We start from the raw sequence: 20,229 nt of genomic DNA on the forward strand, positions 1-20,229 counted from the left end.
TCATAAACTGTAGTAAATTTAATTGTTGGAAGAGATATAGAGAATATAGAGAACCCTTGAAAAACGGAGGAAACCTAAATGCGCAAAACAAAAATTGTATGTACGATCGGTCCTTCCAGCGAATCGCTCGAAAACACCAAGAAGCTGATTATGGCTGGAATGAATGTAGCCCGCCTGAACTTCTCTCATGGTGATTTCGACGAGCATGGCGGCAGAATCAAGAACATCCGCCAAGCCTGCGAGGAGCTGAACAAGACCGTAGCGATCCTGCTCGACACGAAAGGCCCTGAGATCCGTACCGGCAAGCTGGAAGTAGAGCCGATTGAATTGGTTCAGGACGAGTATGTTACCTTGACTACCGATGAAATTCTCGGCGACAAGAACCGTTTGACAGTAACCTACAAGAACCTTCCGGAGGACGTACAGCCGGGGTCAACCATTTTGATCGATGATGGATTGATCGGCTTGACAGTGGTTGAGGTGCAGGGCACTGAAATCAGATGCCGCATCGTCAACGGCGGAACGATCAAGAGCAAGAAGGGCGTGAATGTACCGGGCGTTTCAATTTCCCTGCCGGGCATTACCGAGAAGGACGCCAGTGACATCGTATTCGGAATCGAGCAGGGCATCGATTTTATTGCTGCATCCTTCGTTCGTAAAGCTAGTGATGTTCTCGAAATCCGTGAACTGCTGAAGCGTCATAACGCTGAGCATATTCAGATTATTTCCAAGATTGAGAACCAGCAGGGTGTGGACAACCTGGATGAAATTCTTGAGGTGTCCGACGGCTTGATGGTTGCGCGTGGTGACCTCGGCGTCGAAATCCCTGCTGAAGAGGTTCCTCTTGTACAGAAGCGTATGATCGAGAAGTGTAATATTGCCGGCAAGCCGGTCATTACAGCGACACAAATGCTCGATTCCATGCAGCGTAACCCGCGTCCGACCCGCGCTGAAGCGAGTGACGTGGCGAATGCTATTTTTGACGGAACAGATGCTATCATGCTCTCCGGCGAAACGGCTGCCGGCAAGTATCCGGTTGAATCTGTGCTGACCATGTCCCGCATTGCGGAAAAGGCAGAATCTGCACTGAACCACCGGGATCTGTTCCTGAAGCAGCGCATCGCGCAGGAAACAACAGTAACGGAAGCGATCAGCCAATCCGTCGCAATCTCTGCACTGGATCTGAACGCGAAAGCGATTATTTCTTCGACTCAATCGGGAACCACAGCTCGTATGGTATCCAAGTACCGTCCGAAGTCCCCGATCATTGCGGTTACTCCAGAGGAGCGGACACTGAGACGCCTGGCATTGACATGGGGCGTATTCCCGGTGAAGGGCGAAACTGCGACCTCGACAGACGAAATGTTTGATTACGCGCTGCAAGGCGGCGTCAAATCCGGTCTGGTCAAAGAAGATGATCTCGTTGTGATCACAGCGGGTATTCCGCTGGGTAAATCCGGCTCCACGAACCTGGTGAAGGTGAGTCAGATTCCGGCACAGCAATAAGACGATCCAGGCTATAACGATATATCCATGACGAAGAAGCAATGGGCGAGCTAATCGACCATTGCTTCTTCCTTCATAGAGGGAGGCTTTTTGAATGGCAAAGGTGAATGAGGAAGGGCCCATACGCTGGTTCACGGCAGCCCTGCGGGTGCGGTATCAGGAAACGGATCAGATGGGGGTGGTCTACCACGCTAATTACTTGCAATGGATGGAGATTGGCCGTACCGAGATGATCCGGGCGATGGGCTATTCTTATTCCGAAATCGAAGCGGCCGGACTGCTTCTGCCGGTGGTGGATCTGGACATTCAGTACAAGCAGCCGGCGAGGTATGATGATGAAATCGTAGTATTTACTTCTATAACCGCCTTCTCTCCACTTCGTATTCAATACCGCTATGAGGTCCGAAGAATGCGTAAATTGGACCCGGCACCTTCAAAAGAGGTACAATGGAAAGACGGAGAGGAGCTTCCCGGGGAATTGCTCGTAACCGGCTCGACCCGGCACGTCTGGGTGAACCGGGAGTGGAAGCCAGCCCGATTGGATAAATCTCTGCCGGAGCTGTATGCTGCATTAAGGAACTCTCTGGATTGAGGGAAAGGAGCTTGGCTATGTGGAAATGGATACTGGCAGCGATTATTTTTATGCCTGCTATTGAAATATTCGGCTTTTCATACGTTGCGGATCAGGTTGGAGGCATGAATACCTTCCTGCTGACACTGCTGACCTCGGCCATCGGGGTAGCCATGATGCGTTTTGAGGGACGAAAGGCGATGGAAGATGCCAAGCTGAAGGCGAATGCTGGCATGATGCCGGGAGAATCGATGGCGGTGGGACTGTGCATTTTTATCGGCGGCATTCTTTTGATCATCCCGGGCTTTGTGACGGATCTCATTGGCTTTACCATGCTCTTCCCGCTGACAAGGCCATTATATCGATTCTTGCTGATCAAGTGGATGAAACGAAATATCAAGAACGGTAAAATTACAATCTTTAAGCGTTAGCTTTACTTGTGACAGCCGGTCCACCAGGACCGGCTTTTTTGTGTTTTTCAGGTTTTTGAAAAGAAAGCTGCAGATTGGTATGAAGAAATGTGGATGGTTAACACTATAGTCAGATCATGACTCCACAACAGGAAGGATACATTCACATGAAAAAGAAACTGCCATGGACCCTGATGCTAGGGTCTCTTCTGCTCAGTCTCGCCGCATGCGGAGGCAGCGATGAGGCTGCCAATGATCCGGGAGGTGCGGGAAGTGAAGCGGGAGAGCGTAAGCTGAGCGGCTCTATTCTCGCTGTTGGCTCTACCGCTATGCAGCCGCTGGTGGATCAAGCAGGGCAGACATTTATGACGCAGGCTCCATATCAAGAGCTTACGGTTCAGGTTCAAGGCGGAGGCAGCGGAACAGGGCTTACTCAAGTGTCTGAGGGTCAAGCAGACATCGGAAACTCCGACGTCTTCGGTGAAGAGAAGCTGGAGGCTGCTCAAGCGGCAAAGCTTGTTGACCATCAGGTGGCCGTCGTGGCGATCACGGCCGTCGTGAACCCGGCTGTCACGATAGACGATCTGTCAAAGGAGCAGATGGTTGATATTTTTACGGGTGCGGTGAAGAACTGGAAGGAGCTTGGCGGCGAGGATCAGGAAATTGTCATTGTAAACCGTCCGGCAAGCTCCGGTACCCGTGCTACGTTCGAGACCTTCGCCTTGGGACAATCCAAGCTGCCTGATCTGCAAGGCTCAATTCAAGAAGATTCAAGCGGTACGGTCAAGAAGCTTGTTGCTGAAACACCGGGCGCGATTGGTTACCTTGCACTGTCTTACCTTGGAGATGACAGCATCAAGCCGGTGAACTATGACGGTGTTCAAGCGACTGTGGAAAATGTGCAGAACGGCAGCTATCCGGTATGGGCGTATCAGCACATGTATACCAAGGGAGAGCCGAGCGAGGCTGTCCAAGCATTTCTGGACTATATGGTGTCTCCTGAGGTTCAGGAAGGGGATGTCGTGGAGCTGGGCTACATTCCGGTTTCCGGTATGCAGGTAACCCGGGATGCCGCAGGCAACGTGTCCAAGAATTAGAGTTGCGATAGAAAAGAGAATGATCATGGAATAGAGGCGAATCCCCCGTCTCTATTTTCCAGCTAGAAAGAAGGTCAGCCATGGGACAGATGGGTAAGGATGCAGCCTTGAATCAAGGCGTCAAGAACAGAAAACGCAGAGAAAAGCACTACTGGGAGGACTGGATCGGACGTATCTATACCTCCATCTGTGTTGTTTTGCTGCTTGTCGTTATCGTTTCGATCGTGTTTTTTGTATCTTCAAAAGGCTTGGCTACATTCTTGGAGAATGGTGTCAGCCTGAGAGAATTTTTTACCGGCACCAGATGGAGCCCGGATGAGTCCTTCGGTGCGCTGCCCTTTATTACAGGTTCCTTTGCTGTGACACTGCTGGCTGCACTCATTGCCGGACCGCTCAGCCTGTGTGCGGCTTTGTTTATGACAGAAATACTGCCTGGACGCGGCAAAAGAATCCTACAGCCGGCGGTGGAGCTTCTCTCGGGTATTCCTTCCGTCGTGTACGGGTTCATCGGTCTGACAGTAATCGTCCCTCTCATTCGGGACTATATCGGCGGACAAGGCTTTGGCATTCTTGCAGGCTGTCTGGTGCTCTCGGTCATGATTCTGCCGACGATTACGAGCATTATGGCGGATGCGCTGGCATCCCTGCGGGGCGGGCTTCGCGAGTCCTCCTTGGCGCTGGGGGCAACCCGGTGGCAAACCATTTACCGCGTGGTGATCCCTACAGTTCTCCCGGCCCTGCTGACAGGCATTGTGCTGGGGATGGCCCGTGCATTCGGAGAGGCGCTGGCTGTCCAGATGGTCATTGGTAATGCTCCGCATATTCCGAGCTCTCTGACTGAATCGGCGGCCACCCTCACCAGTACCATTACCTTGAGCATGGGGAACACAGCTATGGGGTCGGTGCACAATAACGCCTTATGGAGTATGGCGCTGGTTCTTCTCGCGATGACGTTTGTGTTTGTCATTCTGGTGAGACTGCTGGAAAGGAGAAACCGGATATGATTAAAAGAGCCAAAAGAGCGGACAGGATTGCGACCGTCGTAATCTGCTTCTTCGCGATGCTGATTGTAGCCCTGCTGGTCGGCCTGCTGGGATATATCCTTGTTCGAGGGCTTGGCCATATCAACTGGCATTTCCTGACGAGCACACCACAGATGATACGGGGCGGCGGGGGAATCGGGCCGCAGCTGTTTAATTCGGTCTTTCTCCTGATCCTGACGCTGATTATTACAGTGCCGCTGGGATGGGGTGGGGGTATTTATATGGCTGAATACGCGAAAGGGGGAAGGCTGACTCATCTCATTCGTCTCGTTGTGGAGGTGCTGTCCTCCTTCCCGTCGATCGTCATCGGGTTATTCGGTCTGCTGGTGCTTGTCAATACGTTAGGTCTGGGCTTCTCCCTGCTGGCAGGCTCGATGGCGCTTGCGGTATTCAACCTGCCGTTGATGGTACGGACCACGGAGCAGGCGTTCCGCGCCGTACCCAAGGAACAGAAGGAGGCGGGATATGCCCTCGGTTTATCCAAATGGAAAATCATTACGTCTATTCTGCTTCCCGTGGCGCTGCCAAGCTTGATTACAGGCACCATTCTCGCCTCCGGGCGCATCTTCGGTGAAGCCGCTGCCCTCATGTTCACGGCAGGCATGAGCAGTCCGCCGCTGGACTTCACGGACTGGAATCCGCTGAGCGCCAGATCGCCGATCAATCCGCTGCGGCCAGCCGAGACGCTGGCTGTCCATATCTGGAAGGTCAATAGCGAAGGGCTCGCGCCTGACGCGAAGGAAATTGCTGCAGGTGCATCGGCGGTGCTTGTCATTCTGATCCTGGGCTTTAATCTGGCGGCGCGGTGGCTGGGCAGGGCCGCTTACCGTAAATTCACAGCAGCGAAGCGCATGGACTAGAAAGGGTGAGTGGACATGTCACTAGCATTTGGAACCGAAGGCTTAAGTGTGTTCTATGGGTCGTTTCAAGCGGTGAAAGAAATCAGCCTGCAGTTTCCCGAGAAGAGCGTCACCGCACTGATTGGACCCTCCGGCTGCGGGAAATCGACCTTTCTGCGCTCCCTGAACCGGATGAACGATGCCATAGCCCAGGCACGGACAACGGGGCATATCTGGATGAATGGAAGTGACTTGAATCATCCGGACACAGATGTGATCAAGCTGCGGCAGCAGATTGGAATGGTGTGGCAGAAGCCGAATCCGTTCTATAAGTCGGTTTATAACAATATTGCCTTTGGTCCAAAGTACAGAGGCATCAGGAAGAAAAAGCAGCTGGATGAGATTGTTGAAGCCAGTCTGAGAAAGGCGGCGCTGTGGGACGAGGTAAAGGATCGGCTGCAGGAGTCTGCCCTGTCTCTCTCCGGAGGACAGCAGCAGCGTCTCTGTATTGCAAGAGCACTCTCCGTTCAGCCGCAAATTGTTCTTCTGGATGAGCCGGCCTCTGCGCTGGATCCGGTTTCTACCGGGAAGATTGAGGAGCTTATTGCTTCCCTCAAGCAAGAGCTCCGAATCGTAATTGTGACCCATAATATGCAGCAGGCAGCACGGGTGTCGGATTACACCGCCTATTTCTACCTGGGCAAGCTCATCGAGCAGGGCAAGACCGACAAGATTTTCACAAATCCGCATCACAAGCTGACGCAGGATTACATATCCGGACGCTTTGGGTAAGCCTCCTCAGGACCTTGAGAGATCAAGGTCCTTCTTCTGTATTTAATGTGAAGAGAGCCAAGACCCCCAAAAAATTGTTATGGTCGTGATAAAACATTTTGATGCTATGATATGGCGCGGTGTGTTCACTTATTGGACGTTATCCGGTATGATAAAAGAGAGTTTGCAATATTTTACGTCACACAACCGTATGGTTGGTGTCTTCATCCAGGATCATGAAAGAGTTTTCACAGCAATCCAGTATCGGGACAGCCCGATTAAAAAGGAGAGATGACGCATGACAGCTACCAAAGGATTGGAAGGCATTGTAGCTACAACTTCTTCGATCAGCTCCATTGTCGACGGTGTATTAACGTACCGTGGATACAATATTGATGATCTTGCAGAGCATGCGAGTTTTGAGGAAGTAGCTTATTTACTCTGGTTTGGGAAGCTTCCTAACGAGCAGGAGCTGCAGAAGCTGCAGAAGGATCTCAGCGATTATGCGGCGATTCCGGATGCCCTGATTGAGCAGATCAAGCTTTATCCCAAAGATACGAATACGATGGCAGCTCTTCGCTCCGCAGTATCCTCGCTGGCATTATATGATGCAGATGCAGAGGACATGAGCCAGGAAGCGAACGAGAAGAAAGCGGTTAAGCTGCAGGCGCAGCTGCCGACGATTGTCGCAGCGATTGCTAGAGTCCGCCAGGGTAAGGAGCCGGTTGCTCCGAAAGCCGGAGTTTCTGTTGCGGAGAATTTCCTGTATATGCTCAGAGGAGAGCAGCCGGAGGAAACCTCCATCAAGGCGCTTGACCAAGCGCTCGTGCTGCACGCAGACCATGAGCTTAACGCTTCGACCTTCGCTTCCCGCGTCACCGTAGCGACGCTTTCGGACATTTATTCCGGCGTAACTTCGGCGATTGGTGCCCTGAAGGGACCATTGCACGGCGGAGCTAATGAAGCTGTAATGAAGATGCTCAATGAGATCGGTACGATCGATCAGGCTGAGGGTTACATTCAGCAGAAGCTTCAGAATAAAGATAAGATTATGGGCTTTGGCCACCGTGTATACAAGAATGGCGATCCGCGCGCGAAGCATCTTCAGAAGATGTCCAAGGAGCTTGGCGATATGAAGGGCGATACATCCTTGTATGATATTTCGGTATTGGTGGAAGACACTGTTACTGGACAAAAGGGCCTGAAGCCAAACGTTGATTTCTACTCGGCATCGGTATACACCCAGCTGGGCATTGAGCATGAGCTGTTTACACCGATCTTCGCCATCAGCCGCGTATCCGGCTGGACAGCACATATTCTGGAGCAGTATGACGGCAACCGGATCATTCGTCCGCGGGCAGAATACACCGGCCTGACGGATCAGAAGTATGTTCCGCTCTCTCTTCGCTAATTTCAGCTGAATGCTGTACAATAAGGGCAGAGGAAACGCTTTGGCCGGGCTGCCGGTGCAATGCGGCATTCTTTGTGCCCTTTGCGGCGTTCTTGGCTCAAGCAATCAATCTGTAATTTAACTCAAGGAGGAAACCAATCTTATGAAACTCGAGAAATTTGCAATGCCAACAGAAGGCGAAAAAATCACGATTGATAACGGCAAGCTTCAGGTGCCCAATCAGCCTGTTATTCCTTTCATCGAAGGCGACGGCACGGGCCGTGACATCTGGAAAGCTTCCAAGCGCGTTCTGGATGCAGCTGTAGAGAAAGCCTATAACGGCTCCAAAAGCATTGCGTGGTATGAAGTATTCGCCGGTGAGAAAGCATTTAATACATACGGCGAATGGCTTCCGAACGATACGCTCGAAGCAATCCGCGAATATATCGTAGCGATCAAGGGACCTTTGACGACGCCAATCGGCGGCGGCATTCGTTCCCTGAACGTTGCACTGCGCCAAGAGCTTGACCTGTACACTTGCCTGCGTCCTGTTCGTTACTTCGATGGCGTGCCTTCTCCGGTCAAGCGTCCTGAGCTGGTAGACATGGTAATCTTCCGCGAGAACACGGAAGATATTTATGCAGGGATCGAGTACAAGGAAGGCTCCGAGGAAGTGAAGAAGGTCATTAAATTCTTCCAGGAAGAAATGGGTGTTAACAAGATCCGTTTCCCTGAAACGTCCGGAATCGGAATCAAGCCGGTATCCTCCGAGGGCTCCAAGCGTCTCGTTCGTGCAGCGGTTGAATATGCGATCCAGCATGGCCGTAAGAGCGTAACTCTGGTTCACAAGGGCAACATCATGAAGTTCACCGAAGGCGCGTTCAAGAACTGGGGCTACGAGGTCGCTGAGGCGGAGTTTGGCGACAAGGTGTTCACTTGGGCTCAATACGACGTCATCAAGGAGAAGGACGGCACTGACGCAGCGAACGCTGCCCAGAAAGCGGCTGAAGAAGCTGGCAAGATCATCGTGAAGGATGCCATCGCTGACATCGCGCTGCAGCAGGTTCTGACTCGTCCGACCGACTTTGACGTCATTGCAACCCTGAACCTGAACGGTGACTATCTGTCTGATGCTCTTGCAGCTCAGGTAGGTGGTATTGGTATTGCTCCGGGTGCGAACATTAACTATGTAACAGGACATGCTATTTTCGAAGCAACACACGGTACTGCACCTAAATATGCTGACAAAGACGTTGTAAATCCGGGTTCTGTCATCCTGTCCGGCGTAATGCTTCTGGAGCACCTGGGCTGGAATGAAGCAGCAGACCTGATCTACAAAGGCATGGAAAGTGCCATCAACAACAAAACTGTAACCTATGACTTCGCTCGCCTGATGGATGGCGCTACCGAAGTGAAATGCTCCCAGTTTGCGGACGAAATCATCAATCACATGTAATTGATGTCTACCATCTTATCCTTGCAAGGGGGACCCGCTTGTGGCAATGACGCGTAAGAAAATCACGGTGATTGGCGCCGGCTTTACCGGTGCTACAACAGCTTTAATGCTGGGACAAAAAGAACTTGGTGATGTTGTTCTGCTCGATATTCCACAATTGGAGAACCCTACTAAGGGCAAGGCTCTGGATATTCTGGAAGCCAGCCCTGTACAGGGCTTTGACAGCCGGATGACAGGGACTTCCAGCTATGAGGATGCTGCGGGCTCCGACATTGTCATCATTACAGCGGGCGTAGCCCGCAAGCCGGGGATGAGCCGGGACGATCTGGTGAACATCAATGCCGGCATTGTGAGCGCGGTGTGTGAGAATGTGAAGCAGTACGCTCCGGATTCTACGGTGATTATCCTGAGTAATCCCGTGGATGCCATGACCTATGTGGCTTATAACGCGCTCGGTTTTCCCAAGAATCGCGTCATTGGTCAGTCCGGTGTTCTGGATACAGCGCGTTACTGTACCTTTATTGCCCAGGAGCTAAACGTATCGGTAGAGGATGTGCGGGGCTTCGTGCTCGGCGGACACGGGGACGATATGGTGCCTCTGGTTCGTTACTCCAGCGTCGGCGGCATTCCGATTGATACGCTGATTTCTCCGGAGCGGATTGAAGCGATTGTTCAGCGCACCCGGGTGGGCGGCGGCGAGATCGTGAATCTGCTTGGAAACGGCAGTGCCTATTATGCGCCGGCCGCTTCACTGGTGCAGATGGCGGAAGCTATTCTCAAAGACAAGAAGCGGATTCTGCCGGTTATTGCGCTGCTGGAGGGAGAATACGGCTATGAGAATCTCTTTATGGGTGTTCCTGTCATTCTTGGCGGTAACGGCATTGAGCGGATTTTCGAGCTGGAGCTGACGCCGGAAGAGAAGGCGGCACTGGATCAGTCCGCGGACTCTGTCCGCAGTGTAACCTCGATTCTGAAGCCAAACTGACAGGATTTCAGGAGCTCCGGAACGAACAAAGCAATCCCGCTTTCTATATAGAGAGCGGGATTGCTTTTCTTTCATGGCAATGTTAAGTATAATAGGTTCGGTACATATCTTACCCCAGTACACGTTTCAACACATTCTACATTTGGAGGTCAAAAGTATGTTCGATATCTTTAATCTGCTGCACATCATTGGAACTGCAGCCCTCGGCTTCTATCTGATCCTTCCGTTCATCGTGGGAAGCACGCAGAAGCTGTCCGCCGGAGCCCAGGAGGGTGCCGTAAACACAATCCGCGTCGCTAACCGGCTGGCTCAGTATGGTCTGGTCATCCAGCTGATTACGGGCGGGTATATGATGTCTCAAGGTGAATATGCCGTCATCTGGATGATTATCGTCACCATCATTCTGCTGGCCATGTTTGCAATCGCAGGCATCATGAGCAAGCCGCTGAAGGGCGCGCTGGCTGGAATCCGTGAGAAGCGGGATGTGACCGCGGACATTGCCAAGCTCCGCACGTTCAGCCTGATTCTTGCTCTTCTGCTACTTGTTATGATTTATTTCATGGTTTACCCGATTTACAAGTAATGTACATGGAGACTGTTCCTGTCACCGCCGATTTGGTGACAGGAACAGTTTTTTTGTGTTGAAGTATCCTTAGAAAATTCCGGCCAGCGGTTTGATTTCACCGGGAGCGTGGTAATGTATGACCGGGAGACGAGGAGAGTAAGATGCCCCGCCCCTAGACATCCTACAAGGGAACACAGCATGGTGACCATAAAATGCAAACCATTACCTGAGAGGAGAATGTACAATGTCACAGGATCAGCAGCAAAAACAAACTTTACCCCCTCAGCATCAGGATCATCGCCCGGGTAAAGAATCCGAAATGAATCCTCTTCCGGAATATGAAGCAAGTGATTATAAAGCCGCGGACAAGCTGAAGGGCAAGGTCGCTTTGATTACGGGCGGTGACAGCGGGATTGGCCGTGCGGTGGCCGTAGCTTATGCTAAAGAAGGCGCAGATGTGGCCATCGTCTATTTGAGTGAGCACAGTGACGCGGAAGAAACGAAGCGTCAGGTTGAGCAGGAAGGCCGCAAATGTCTGCTGATCGCCGGAGATGTAGGCGATGATGCATTTTGCCGTGATGCTGTAGGTCAGACGGTAAGCGAGCTGGGCGGGCTGGATGTTCTGGTCAACAATGCTGCCGAGCAGCACCCGCAGAAGAAGATCGAGGACATTTCCAGAGAGCAGCTGGAAAAAACGTTCCGTACGAACATATTCGGTATGTTCTACATGACTCAGGCGGCGATGCCGCACTTGGGCAAGGGCAGTGCGATTATTAATACCGCATCCATTACGGCTTACCGGGGCAGCCCGCAGCTATTGGATTATTCCTCCACCAAGGGTGCGATCGTAGCCTTTACCCGCTCACTTTCGATGAACCTGGCAGAGCAAGGCATCCGGGTCAACGGGGTAGCGCCGGGTCCAATCTGGACACCGCTCATTCCATCGACCTTCCCGGAGGATCAGGTGGCACAATTTGGAGCGACTCAGCCGATGAAGCGTCCTGGTCAGCCGGAAGAGCTGGCACCGGCGTATGTATATCTGGCCTGCTCGGACTCTTCTTATGTCAGCGGTCAAATGATCCATATCAACGGCGGCGAAGTCATCAACGGGTAAGAAAGCATGGGATAAATCTTAGCGCTTTGGAAGCAGCCTGCTGCGTCCAAAGCGCTTTTTGCTTGGTAAAAGCACCAGATGACCTCAAAATTAAGTAAACCCTTACAACCCTCTTTTTGCTATAATAGAAGCTATGTGCAGGTGCTCTAATAGAAATGGCGGCTTCAAGGATTGCTGCCACATTGTGATGAAGAGGAGAATGGGAGAATGAAGCAGTTTGAAGAAAGTGTTTACCGTTTAATCGTTGAAACCTCTACGAATTTACCGGCAGATGTGAGGCGGGCAGTCAACCGCGGCCGGGCTGCAGAGGATGCAGCGACGCGTGCAGGGCTGGCGCTGTCCACCATTGCACAGAATATCGAAATGGCGGAGCAGGAGGTATCGCCGATCTGCCAGGATACCGGCATGCCGACCTTCGTTGTACATACGCCAGTAGGCGCCAATCAGATTGAGATGAAGAAGAGCATCTATCAGGCCGTCATCCGCGCAACCCGGGATGGAAAGCTGCGTCCGAACTCTGTGGATTCGCTGACAGGCAGCAACAGCGGGGATAATCTGGGCCCGGGAACCCCGGTCATCCATTTTGAGCAATGGGAGGAGGACGATATTGACCTTCGCCTCATTCTGAAGGGCGGCGGCTGCGAGAACAAGAACATTCAGTACAGCCTGCCCGCAGAGCTGGAGGGACTTGGCAAAGCAGGACGGGATCTGGACGGAATCCGTAAATGCATACTGCATGCGGTATATCAGGCACAGGGACAAGGCTGCAGCGCTGGGTTTATCGGCGTTGGCATCGGCGGCGACCGCACGACGGGCTACGAGCTGGCGAAGCAGCAGCTGTTCCGTCATGCAGAGGATATCAATCCTCATCCGGACCTGCAGAAGCTGGAGGAGTATGTGATGGAAACGGCGAATCAGCTGGGCATCGGCACGATGGGCTTCGGCGGTGAGGTAACACTTCTCGGCTGCAAGATCGGGGCGATGAACCGTTTGCCGGCGAGCTTTTTCGTTTCGGTTGCTTACAACTGCTGGGCGTTCCGCCGCCAGGGCGCGCTGATTGATCCGGTCACCGGTGACATTCGCAGCTGGCTGTATGAGTCCGGCAGCCATGTGGCGATGAACGCAGACACTGAGGCAGCTCCTGCAGCGCCGGCGGAAGCGCCGGAAAAAGGCCGGGAGGTTGTGCTCCAGACGCCGATCAGCGAGGAGCAGGTTCGCAGCCTGCGTGTGGGTGATGTCGTCATCATCCGCGGTGAAATGCACACCGGACGTGACGCGCTTCATAAGCACTTGATGGATCATGATGCGCCGCTTGACCTGAACGGAGCGGTTATTTATCACTGTGGTCCCGTTATGCTGAAGGACGATGAGGGCTGGCATGTCAAGGCGGCAGGACCGACAACCAGCAGCCGGGAAGAGCCGTACCAGGGGCATATTCTAAAAAAATTCGGCATTCGCGCTGTGATCGGCAAAGGCGGAATGGGCGCGAACACCTTGCAGGCGCTTCAGGAGCATGGCGCGGTCTATCTGAACGCCATCGGCGGTGCAGCGCAGTATTATGCGGAATGCATCCAGCGGGTGAATGGTGTTGATTTCATGGAATTCGGTATTCCGGAGGCTATGTGGCATTTGCAGGTTGACGGCTTTGCGGCAATTGTTACGATGGATTCTCACGGAAACAGTCTGCATGCGGATGTCAGCAGAGACTCTAAAGCCAAGCTGGAAATGTTCAAGGAGCCTGTATTTGCTTAAAGCAGCAGTTCATAACGAATTATGATATGGCCTTCGGCTCTGTGCCGAAGGCTTTTGCTTTCATAGCACGGTTGCGGACTTGGAAACAGAGGTTTATGATGGTACCAACATACAAGCAGCTTGCGACGAGGTTTGGAGGAGAAAAGTGAAACAGTTTGGGTTAGCTTTTGCAGCATGGTTTGAGAAATATACATTTATATTGATTCCCGGGGCATTGGTGGCCGGCTGGTTCCTGAGTGAACAGCTGTCCCCCTATGCGTATACCATACCTTATCTATTCGGATATATCACGCTCGTCATGGCCCTTGGCTGCGGGATCGGGCATTTGAAGGCAGTAATGAGACAGCCATTTCCCATCGTATTGACATTGCTGCTGGCTCATGCTGCTGCACCCCTTGTGGCCTATGCAATAGGTGCTTCCATCTTCGGACCTCAGTCAGATTATACAACGGGACTGATGCTGTTCTCCGTGATCCCGCTTGGTATTTCAGCAGTGCTGTGGGTAGGAACCTCGGGAGGCAACGTACCGTTTATTCTGTCTGTTGTCGTGCTTGATACGATGCTCAGCCCGATTGTGGTTCCGTTTCTAATGGAATTGCTTGCCGGCTCTACCGGCCTGCAGTGGGATACGGGGCAGCTGGTGACGGATTTGTTCAGAATGGTCGTGCTGCCTACAGCGTTGGGCGTACTCATCTATGAGCTGTCCAAGGGCAAGGCGAAGGCGTGGTCGGCCCCGGTGGCACAGCCGCTCTCCAAGCTGTTCTTCGTCTGTGTCGTCATGATTAACGCCGCAGTCATTGCGCCGCAGGCCCAAAGCATTCGGCAGGACCTGTTAAGCGTCATTCCAGCCGTATTGCTCTTGATTGTCCTGTGCTACATGCTGGGCTACTTCGGATCCTATCTTGCACCGGGCAGAACGAGAGAGCTCGGGATCTCGCTGACCTATGCTTCCGGTATGCGAAATATATCGCTTGGCATGGTGCTGGCTACCGCTTATTTTCCGCCGGCCGTGTCCGTGCCTGTTGTACTATCCATTCTATTTCAGCAGCCTGTAGCGACCGTAGTTCATGCAGTCATTCAAAGAATCAAGACTTCATCCGTAAAGGAAGGGAATCATGAAACCTTTTCGTAACCGATTGACATTGATTATTATGACGCTGATTGGCATTTCCATGCTGGGTGCCGGCTTTGCTGTGGCATCGGTATTCAAGCAATATCATATTAATTTGCTGGAGGACAATATGATCCGGGAAATTAACCTGATTCAGGGAACCTTGAATTTTCCGGACAATTCTTCAGGTAAAGAAGCCGAATATTATACAGCGAAGTCTATGCAGCTGCAGCAGCTGGCGGATGCGCGGGTAACGTTCATAGCCAGGAATGGCAGTGTCATTGGTGATTCCGAGAAGAGTCCGGAGCTGATGGATAATCATGGGGAACGTGAAGAGATTCGTCAGGCAGAGCAGAGAGGCACCGGTCGCTCCATAAGGTATAGCTCGACACTGGGGCAGGATATGATTTATGTCGCGCGTCCGGTTACGCAGGGCGGATTTGACGGCTATATTCGACTATCAATGAGTCTGGAGACGGTGGATGAAGGTGTGCGTAAGGGCTGGATGGTGATGGGAGCGGGGCTGCTCATTCTGTTCGTAGTGGCGGCCCTTGTCAGCTACCGGATTGCCGCCGGGCTGACCTCTCCACTGGAGAAGATCACCTCCGTCGCACGCAACATATCCCGGCTGGATTACGATGCACGGGTGCATCTGGAGCGTAAGGACGAGATTGGCCAGCTGGCATCCGCCATTAATGGAATGGCAGACAGCCTGCAGACACAGCTGCAGACTATCCGGGACAATGAAGGGCTGCTGCGAAGCGTCTTGAGCAATATGACCGGCGGTATTCTGATGCTGAGCGGGGACGGAACGGTGGTGCTTATTAATCCTGCGGCAGAGGGGATGCTCGGCATCAAGGCGGGCCAGATTCGCGGCCGGAGCTATACGGACCTTAGGCAGCACTATGAGCTGAACAAGGTGATTGAAGAAGGTCTGGAGCGGCGGGAGCGGTTCCAGGAAGAGCGCAGCCTGTATTTTCCCATCGAATCGGTCATTCGCTTTGACGGCGTTGTCATGACGCATGAGGACGGCACCTATCGCGGCATGCTGTTTCATTTGCAGGATGTGACTGAAATACGGAGGCTGGAGCGGATGCGGAGCGAATTTGTTGCGAATGTATCCCATGAGCTCAAAACCCCGCTTGCCGCCGTAAAGGGCTTTGCTGAAACACTCCTCGGCGGGGTGGAGGACGAGAAAACCTCCCGTTCCTTCATTCGCATTATTTACGACGAATCCGAGCGGTTAAACCGCCTGATCCGGGACATTCTGGAGCTGTCCAAGATTGAATCCAAGCGAAGCGTGATGGAATATTCGCCGATTCATCTATCTACCTTCTTCGAATCACTGTTTGAATTTATGCTGCCGCATGCCCGTGATAAACAGATTCAGATGAAAATGGATGTGCCGGACGAGCTGTTCATCGAAGGGGATGAGGACAAGCTGCGCCAGATTTTTACGAATCTGCTCTCCAACGCGGTGAACTATACACAGGAAGGCGGCAGGGTCCAGCTTTCGGTGGATGAAGTTCTTTCAGAGGAGCATGGGGAAAGGGTCATTCTGACGGTCAAGGATTCAGGCATCGGCATTCCGAAGAAGGATCTGCCGCGCATTTTCGAACGCTTTTACCGTGTGGATAAAGCCCGATCCCGGGGGTCAGGCGGTACAGGGCTTGGCCTGTCGATTGTGAAGCATCTGGTCGAGCTGCATTCCGGCACGATTAAAGTCGACAGTGAGCCGGGGCTGGGAAGCTCTTTTGTTATCGAGCTGCCGATGCTTCAGGAAGGATAACATTGAATTTTAACATGGGGATAACATTCCGTTGATACAATAAACAGGATGCTATGAAAATTGATCAATTATTGGCGTATATAAAATGAATTCATTTCAATTAAGGGCGGGATTAAGATGGCTCAAAGACTGCTTGTCATCGAGGATGAACCGACACTGTCACGATTATTATCGTACAACTTGACCCAGGAAGGCTTCCTGGTCACGGTAGAGGAGCATGGGACGGAAGGGTATGAGCGTGCCAGCCGTGAAACCTTCGATCTGATTCTGCTGGACGTGATGCTGCCGGGTATGAATGGCTTCTCGATTCTGGAGAAGCTGAGACAGCAGGGAATCACGACTCCGATCATTATACTTACTGCGAAGAATGCGGAAGAAGAAGTCGTCCAGGGCTTGAAAATGGGGGCCGATGATTATATCACGAAGCCGTTTGGCGTTTCGGAGCTGCTCGCAAGAGTGTCGGCCGTGCTTCGCCGGGTGTCGGGACAGCCGGCAGAAGAGGCGGGAGACACGGACGAGGACGGAAACGTCATCAAGCTGGGGCAGCTGGAAATTTATCCGGAGAAATACGAAGTCCGGCTGGGAGGCCACCAGATTAATCTGCGCCCCAAGGAATTTGAGGTGCTGCTGTATCTGGCCCGCAAGCCCGGAGTCGTATTAACACGGGATGATCTGATGAATGTCGTATGGGGCTTTGATTATATCGGAGGTCAGCGCACGGTTGATGTGCATGTCAGCTCTCTTCGCAAAAAACTGGAGCTGGACCCGGATTCGGTATTTATCGACTCTATTCGAGGCGTTGGATATAAGCTGGTGGTCAGGCCAAAGTAGCGTCATTCAGGCCTTTTTACAATCTGTTGATCCAAAACCGCAACAGCGTTAACATTCGGGACCTAAACTGCGTCTATAGCACCAATACCAAAGGAGTGGATCCCGCATGACGCTTCTTATGACAAAGCCTCAGGCTCAAGCTGCTGTTCCGGTACAAGCCGGAGCGTCTGCAATGACAAGTAACAACTCAGGAATGATGCAGGGGAATCAGCAAGAAGCCCAGGAGACAAGCCTTGGCTCTTGGAGGGCCGTGCCTTCTATCAGCTACAATCAGAGCTGTCTTCAGGTGATCCGTTTATTCAAGCAGAATCCGGAGGCGCCTTGTATGATTGTATGCGATGCGGACCAGATGCCGACAGGAATCGTGATGCGGGACAGCTTCTACAGATTGATGAGTGGACGGTTTGCGAGAGAAATTTATGATCAGCGGCCAGTCATTGCGATTGCGGCCAAGGTTCCTATGATTGTTGAGCAGTCTCAGCCTGTAGCTGAGATTCTCCAGCAAGCACTAATGCGCTCTGAAGCAGATTTCTATGATTGTGTTGTCGTCACTCAGAACAATCAATTGCTGGGCGTCTTGACTGTACGTGACTTGCTGCGGCTCTCCGCAGAGCTTCAGGATGAAACGGAGACCCGCCGGGAAGAAATGATACAAGACAGCCATCGCCATACACAGGATATTGGCAGCTCGCTCTCCGGTGTAAGGGCGGCTGCGGATGTGACGCTTCAGAAATGCCGTCAGATCTCGGAGTGGTCTGTCATCGGCAAGCAGAAGCTCCAGTCTGTTCACAGCTCTTACCATCATCTGCTGACAGATATGGAGAAAAGAGCGGAGCTGATGTCCCGCCTGCAGGACAATACGGCTGGTGTATCGCGGATAACGGATCAGATCGCTGATTTAGCCGGTCAAAGCAGCCTTCTGGCGCTCAACGCCTCCATTGAGGCAGCCCGGGCTGGAGAGCATGGGCGGGGCTTTCAGGTCGTCGCTTCAGAGGTTCAATCTCTGGCCAAGCAGACGCATGAGCTTTCCGGCAGCATCAACCGGATGCTGAATCAGATTTCCCAAATGGTAGCCGATACAGCAGGAGCTGCGGCCGCAGCTTTGAATGAAATTCGTTCTTGTGAAGCATACATATCAGAAGGCAGCCAATCGTTCCATCAGATGGAGCAGGCCGCCGGTGAGGTTTCTGCAGCGGGCAGTCAGGTATTTACGTTAACGGAGGATACGTCGCGGGTGCTGCAGCAGATTCAACGGGAGCTAGCTTCGATCCAGCGATCAACCCAGAGTTAAGCATTAGGGTGCATATAGCTTGGTTTTTTACATTGCGTTTACAAAGCTCTTACTTTGTAATGACAATTGATTTATATAATGGACGTCTGAGGGATTATGCATACATCTTTATTCTTCTGAATACAACATAAGGAGACATGATCATTACATGGAATCCATTATTGAAATCAAGCAATTAGACCTGTATTACGATACATTTCACGCACTAAAGCAAGTCAATCTAGATATTCCGGAAAAGGCGGTCACGGCCTTTATCGGTCCATCCGGCTGCGGTAAGTCAACCCTGCTCCGGACGCTGAACCGGATGAACGATATGGTTCTCGGAACTCGAATTGAAGGCAGCGTCAAGATTAATGGCACGGATATTTATCAAGAGGCCATGTATGTAGAGGAGCTTCGCAAGCAGGTCGGCATGGTGTTTCAGCAGCCGAATCCTTTTCCGAAATCCATATACGATAATGTCGCATACGGTCCACGCCTTCATGGTGTCCGTGATAAATCCGAGCTCGACTCCATCGTAGAGCAGAGCCTGAAGCAGGCCGCCCTGTGGGACGAGGTGAAGGATTTTCTAAAGCGCTCCGCGCTCAGCCTCTCCGGCGGACAGCAGCAGCGGCTGTGCATTGCGCGCGCATTGGCGGTCCAGCCGGACATTTTATTGATGGATGAGGCTACTTCGGCCTTGGACCCGATCTCTACACTGAAGATTGAAGAATTGGTTCAGGAGTTAAAGCATAAGTATACGATTGTTATGGTTACGCACAACATGCACCAAGCCGCCCGGATATCCGACCGCACCGTGTTTTTCCTGACCGGTGAGGTTGTAGAGGCGGAGCAGACCGAGGTTCTGTTCTCGACCCCTTCCGATTCCCGCACCGAGGATTACATCTCCGGCCGCTTCGGATAAGCGGCGGTTTCAAAACAGTGAATGGGAGGACAACATTATGATCCGGAGAATTGGTTTTGACCAGCAGCTCGAGGAGCTGAAGAATCTGCTCAAGAAAATGAGCACTCACATGGAACAAGCGCTGCAGGAGGCTGTAATCTCGCTCAAGACGATGGATGTAGAGAAAGCGAAGAAGGTCGTTGAAGAGGATGCTCGCCTCAATGCTATGGAAGAACAAATTCTGGATATCGGTTCCCGCTTGATCGTTACACAGCAGCCAGTGGCGAAGGATCTGCGACGTATTCTGGTGGCATTTCGAATTGCTAGCGATTTGGAGCGCATGGGAGATCTGGCCCGTGACGTTGCGAAGGTAACGATTCGTTTGGAGAATGAGCCGCTGATTAAGCCGCTTGTCGATATTCCAAGAATGGCGGAGATTGTCGGCGTCATGGTTTCCGAATCCATCGAATCCTATTTGGAGGAGAATACCGATCTTGCTTACAAAATGGCTTCCGATGACGATCAAGTGGACCATCTGTACAGCAGCATTTTGCAGGATCTGTTCCAATATATCCGTACCTCGCCGGAAGGCGCGAATCAAGCTATGCTGCTCGTCATGGTCGGTCGTTACATTGAACGCATCGGAGACCATGCAACCAACATTGGTGAAAGCACCGTCTACCTCGTTACAGGCAACCGCCCGGACCTGAATCAATAATAATACCGCTTTAAACCAATAAGCAGTCGATCAGAGCATCATCTGATCCGGCTGCTTTATTTTTCAATTTTGAGGGGAACCTATGGTATCATGTGGGAAGGAATTCT

19 protein-coding genes are annotated in these 20,229 nt (G+C 52.2%); all 19 read left to right on the forward strand.

Annotation, left to right across the window (positions count from 1 at the left end):
- Nucleotides 1-78: 78 nt before the first annotated feature.
- The gene (gene pyk / locus JJQ72_RS00615; RefSeq protein WP_138226424.1) at nucleotides 79-1,506 is read left to right on the forward strand and encodes a pyruvate kinase; all 1,428 of its coding nucleotides are present in this window, start codon (nucleotides 79-81) and stop codon (nucleotides 1,504-1,506) included.
- 94 nt (nucleotides 1,507-1,600) lie between these two features.
- Nucleotides 1,601-2,098 carry an acyl-CoA thioesterase gene (locus JJQ72_RS00620; protein WP_138226423.1) on the forward strand — a complete coding sequence of 166 codons (498 nt, stop codon included), beginning with the start codon at nucleotides 1,601-1,603 and terminating at the stop codon, nucleotides 2,096-2,098.
- A 17-nt stretch (nucleotides 2,099-2,115) separates the two neighbouring features.
- Complete coding sequence (locus JJQ72_RS00625) at nucleotides 2,116-2,508, forward strand: FxsA family protein (RefSeq protein ID WP_138226422.1); 393 nt, start codon at nucleotides 2,116-2,118, stop codon at nucleotides 2,506-2,508.
- A gap of 146 nt (nucleotides 2,509-2,654) precedes the next feature.
- On the forward strand, nucleotides 2,655-3,584 hold the full coding sequence (locus JJQ72_RS00630; protein WP_208202404.1) for a phosphate ABC transporter substrate-binding protein: 930 nt from the start codon (nucleotides 2,655-2,657) through the stop codon (nucleotides 3,582-3,584).
- A gap of 80 nt (nucleotides 3,585-3,664) precedes the next feature.
- Nucleotides 3,665-4,588, forward strand: coding sequence for a phosphate ABC transporter permease subunit PstC (pstC, locus tag JJQ72_RS00635; protein WP_208202405.1), 924 nt, complete (start codon nucleotides 3,665-3,667; stop codon nucleotides 4,586-4,588).
- Nucleotides 4,585-5,487: a phosphate ABC transporter permease PstA gene (gene pstA, locus JJQ72_RS00640; protein WP_208202406.1), complete on the forward strand. Its 903-nt coding sequence runs from the start codon at nucleotides 4,585-4,587 to the stop codon at nucleotides 5,485-5,487. The genes pstC and pstA overlap by 4 nt, the downstream gene beginning before the upstream one ends.
- 15 nt (nucleotides 5,488-5,502) lie before the next feature.
- Nucleotides 5,503-6,258 carry a phosphate ABC transporter ATP-binding protein PstB gene (gene pstB / locus JJQ72_RS00645; RefSeq protein ID WP_138226418.1) on the forward strand — a complete coding sequence of 252 codons (756 nt, stop codon included), beginning with the start codon at nucleotides 5,503-5,505 and terminating at the stop codon, nucleotides 6,256-6,258.
- A gap of 277 nt (nucleotides 6,259-6,535) precedes the next feature.
- On the forward strand, nucleotides 6,536-7,648 hold the full coding sequence (citZ, locus tag JJQ72_RS00650; RefSeq protein ID WP_208202407.1) for a citrate synthase: 1,113 nt from the start codon (nucleotides 6,536-6,538) through the stop codon (nucleotides 7,646-7,648).
- A gap of 142 nt (nucleotides 7,649-7,790) precedes the next feature.
- Nucleotides 7,791-9,083, forward strand: a complete 1,293-nt coding sequence (icd, locus tag JJQ72_RS00655; RefSeq protein ID WP_138226416.1) for an NADP-dependent isocitrate dehydrogenase — start codon at nucleotides 7,791-7,793, stop codon at nucleotides 9,081-9,083.
- A 40-nt stretch (nucleotides 9,084-9,123) separates the two neighbouring features.
- Nucleotides 9,124-10,068 carry a malate dehydrogenase gene (gene mdh / locus JJQ72_RS00660; protein ID WP_138226415.1) on the forward strand — a complete coding sequence of 315 codons (945 nt, stop codon included), beginning with the start codon at nucleotides 9,124-9,126 and terminating at the stop codon, nucleotides 10,066-10,068.
- 157 nt (nucleotides 10,069-10,225) lie between these two features.
- Complete coding sequence (locus JJQ72_RS00665; RefSeq protein ID WP_208202408.1) at nucleotides 10,226-10,651, forward strand: hypothetical protein; 426 nt, start codon at nucleotides 10,226-10,228, stop codon at nucleotides 10,649-10,651.
- Nucleotides 10,652-10,877: 226 nt separating this feature from the next.
- Entirely contained in the window at nucleotides 10,878-11,747 is an 870-nt protein-coding gene (locus JJQ72_RS00670) for an SDR family oxidoreductase (protein WP_138226413.1), read from the forward strand.
- Nucleotides 11,748-11,954: 207 nt separating this feature from the next.
- A complete protein-coding gene (locus JJQ72_RS00675) occupies nucleotides 11,955-13,499 on the forward strand; it encodes a fumarate hydratase (RefSeq protein WP_208202409.1) in 1,545 nt (514 codons plus the stop codon).
- Nucleotides 13,500-13,644: 145 nt separating this feature from the next.
- Complete coding sequence (locus tag JJQ72_RS00680) at nucleotides 13,645-14,631, forward strand: bile acid:sodium symporter family protein (protein WP_208202410.1); 987 nt, start codon at nucleotides 13,645-13,647, stop codon at nucleotides 14,629-14,631.
- Entirely contained in the window at nucleotides 14,615-16,399 is a 1,785-nt protein-coding gene (gene pnpS, locus JJQ72_RS00685) for a two-component system histidine kinase PnpS (RefSeq protein WP_208202411.1), read from the forward strand. The genes JJQ72_RS00680 and pnpS overlap by 17 nt, the downstream gene beginning before the upstream one ends.
- Nucleotides 16,400-16,516: 117 nt before the next feature.
- Nucleotides 16,517-17,230: a response regulator transcription factor gene (locus JJQ72_RS00690; RefSeq protein WP_138226409.1), complete on the forward strand. Its 714-nt coding sequence runs from the start codon at nucleotides 16,517-16,519 to the stop codon at nucleotides 17,228-17,230.
- A 106-nt stretch (nucleotides 17,231-17,336) separates the two neighbouring features.
- Nucleotides 17,337-18,521: a methyl-accepting chemotaxis protein gene (locus tag JJQ72_RS00695; RefSeq protein ID WP_138226408.1), complete on the forward strand. Its 1,185-nt coding sequence runs from the start codon at nucleotides 17,337-17,339 to the stop codon at nucleotides 18,519-18,521.
- A 148-nt stretch (nucleotides 18,522-18,669) separates the two neighbouring features.
- Nucleotides 18,670-19,425: a phosphate ABC transporter ATP-binding protein PstB gene (pstB, locus tag JJQ72_RS00700; protein ID WP_138226407.1), complete on the forward strand. Its 756-nt coding sequence runs from the start codon at nucleotides 18,670-18,672 to the stop codon at nucleotides 19,423-19,425.
- 37 nt (nucleotides 19,426-19,462) lie between these two features.
- Nucleotides 19,463-20,122 carry a phosphate signaling complex protein PhoU gene (gene phoU, locus JJQ72_RS00705; RefSeq protein WP_138226406.1) on the forward strand — a complete coding sequence of 220 codons (660 nt, stop codon included), beginning with the start codon at nucleotides 19,463-19,465 and terminating at the stop codon, nucleotides 20,120-20,122.
- Nucleotides 20,123-20,229 lie beyond the last annotated feature (107 nt).

Source organism: Paenibacillus sp. F411 (assembly GCF_017582705.1).
GTDB lineage: Bacteria > Bacillota > Bacilli > Paenibacillales > Paenibacillaceae > Paenibacillus_AQ > Paenibacillus_AQ algicola.

Coding starts and splice junctions, on each gene's coding strand:
- pyk (WP_138226424.1), top strand. CDS start 79: ATGCGCAAAACAAAAATTGTATGTACGATCGGTCCTTCCAGCGAATCG.
- JJQ72_RS00620 (WP_138226423.1), top strand. CDS start 1,601: ATGGCAAAGGTGAATGAGGAAGGGCCCATACGCTGGTTCACGGCAGCC.
- JJQ72_RS00625 (WP_138226422.1), top strand. CDS start 2,116: ATGTGGAAATGGATACTGGCAGCGATTATTTTTATGCCTGCTATTGAA.
- JJQ72_RS00630 (WP_208202404.1), top strand. CDS start 2,655: ATGAAAAAGAAACTGCCATGGACCCTGATGCTAGGGTCTCTTCTGCTC.
- pstC (WP_208202405.1), top strand. CDS start 3,665: ATGGGACAGATGGGTAAGGATGCAGCCTTGAATCAAGGCGTCAAGAAC.
- pstA (WP_208202406.1), top strand. CDS start 4,585: ATGATTAAAAGAGCCAAAAGAGCGGACAGGATTGCGACCGTCGTAATC.
- pstB (WP_138226418.1), top strand. CDS start 5,503: ATGTCACTAGCATTTGGAACCGAAGGCTTAAGTGTGTTCTATGGGTCG.
- citZ (WP_208202407.1), top strand. CDS start 6,536: ATGACAGCTACCAAAGGATTGGAAGGCATTGTAGCTACAACTTCTTCG.
- icd (WP_138226416.1), top strand. CDS start 7,791: ATGAAACTCGAGAAATTTGCAATGCCAACAGAAGGCGAAAAAATCACG.
- JJQ72_RS00665 (WP_208202408.1), top strand. CDS start 10,226: ATGTTCGATATCTTTAATCTGCTGCACATCATTGGAACTGCAGCCCTC.
- JJQ72_RS00670 (WP_138226413.1), top strand. CDS start 10,878: ATGTCACAGGATCAGCAGCAAAAACAAACTTTACCCCCTCAGCATCAG.
- JJQ72_RS00675 (WP_208202409.1), top strand. CDS start 11,955: ATGAAGCAGTTTGAAGAAAGTGTTTACCGTTTAATCGTTGAAACCTCT.
- pnpS (WP_208202411.1), top strand. CDS start 14,615: ATGAAACCTTTTCGTAACCGATTGACATTGATTATTATGACGCTGATT.
- JJQ72_RS00690 (WP_138226409.1), top strand. CDS start 16,517: ATGGCTCAAAGACTGCTTGTCATCGAGGATGAACCGACACTGTCACGA.
- JJQ72_RS00695 (WP_138226408.1), top strand. CDS start 17,337: ATGACGCTTCTTATGACAAAGCCTCAGGCTCAAGCTGCTGTTCCGGTA.
- pstB (WP_138226407.1), top strand. CDS start 18,670: ATGGAATCCATTATTGAAATCAAGCAATTAGACCTGTATTACGATACA.
- phoU (WP_138226406.1), top strand. CDS start 19,463: ATGATCCGGAGAATTGGTTTTGACCAGCAGCTCGAGGAGCTGAAGAAT.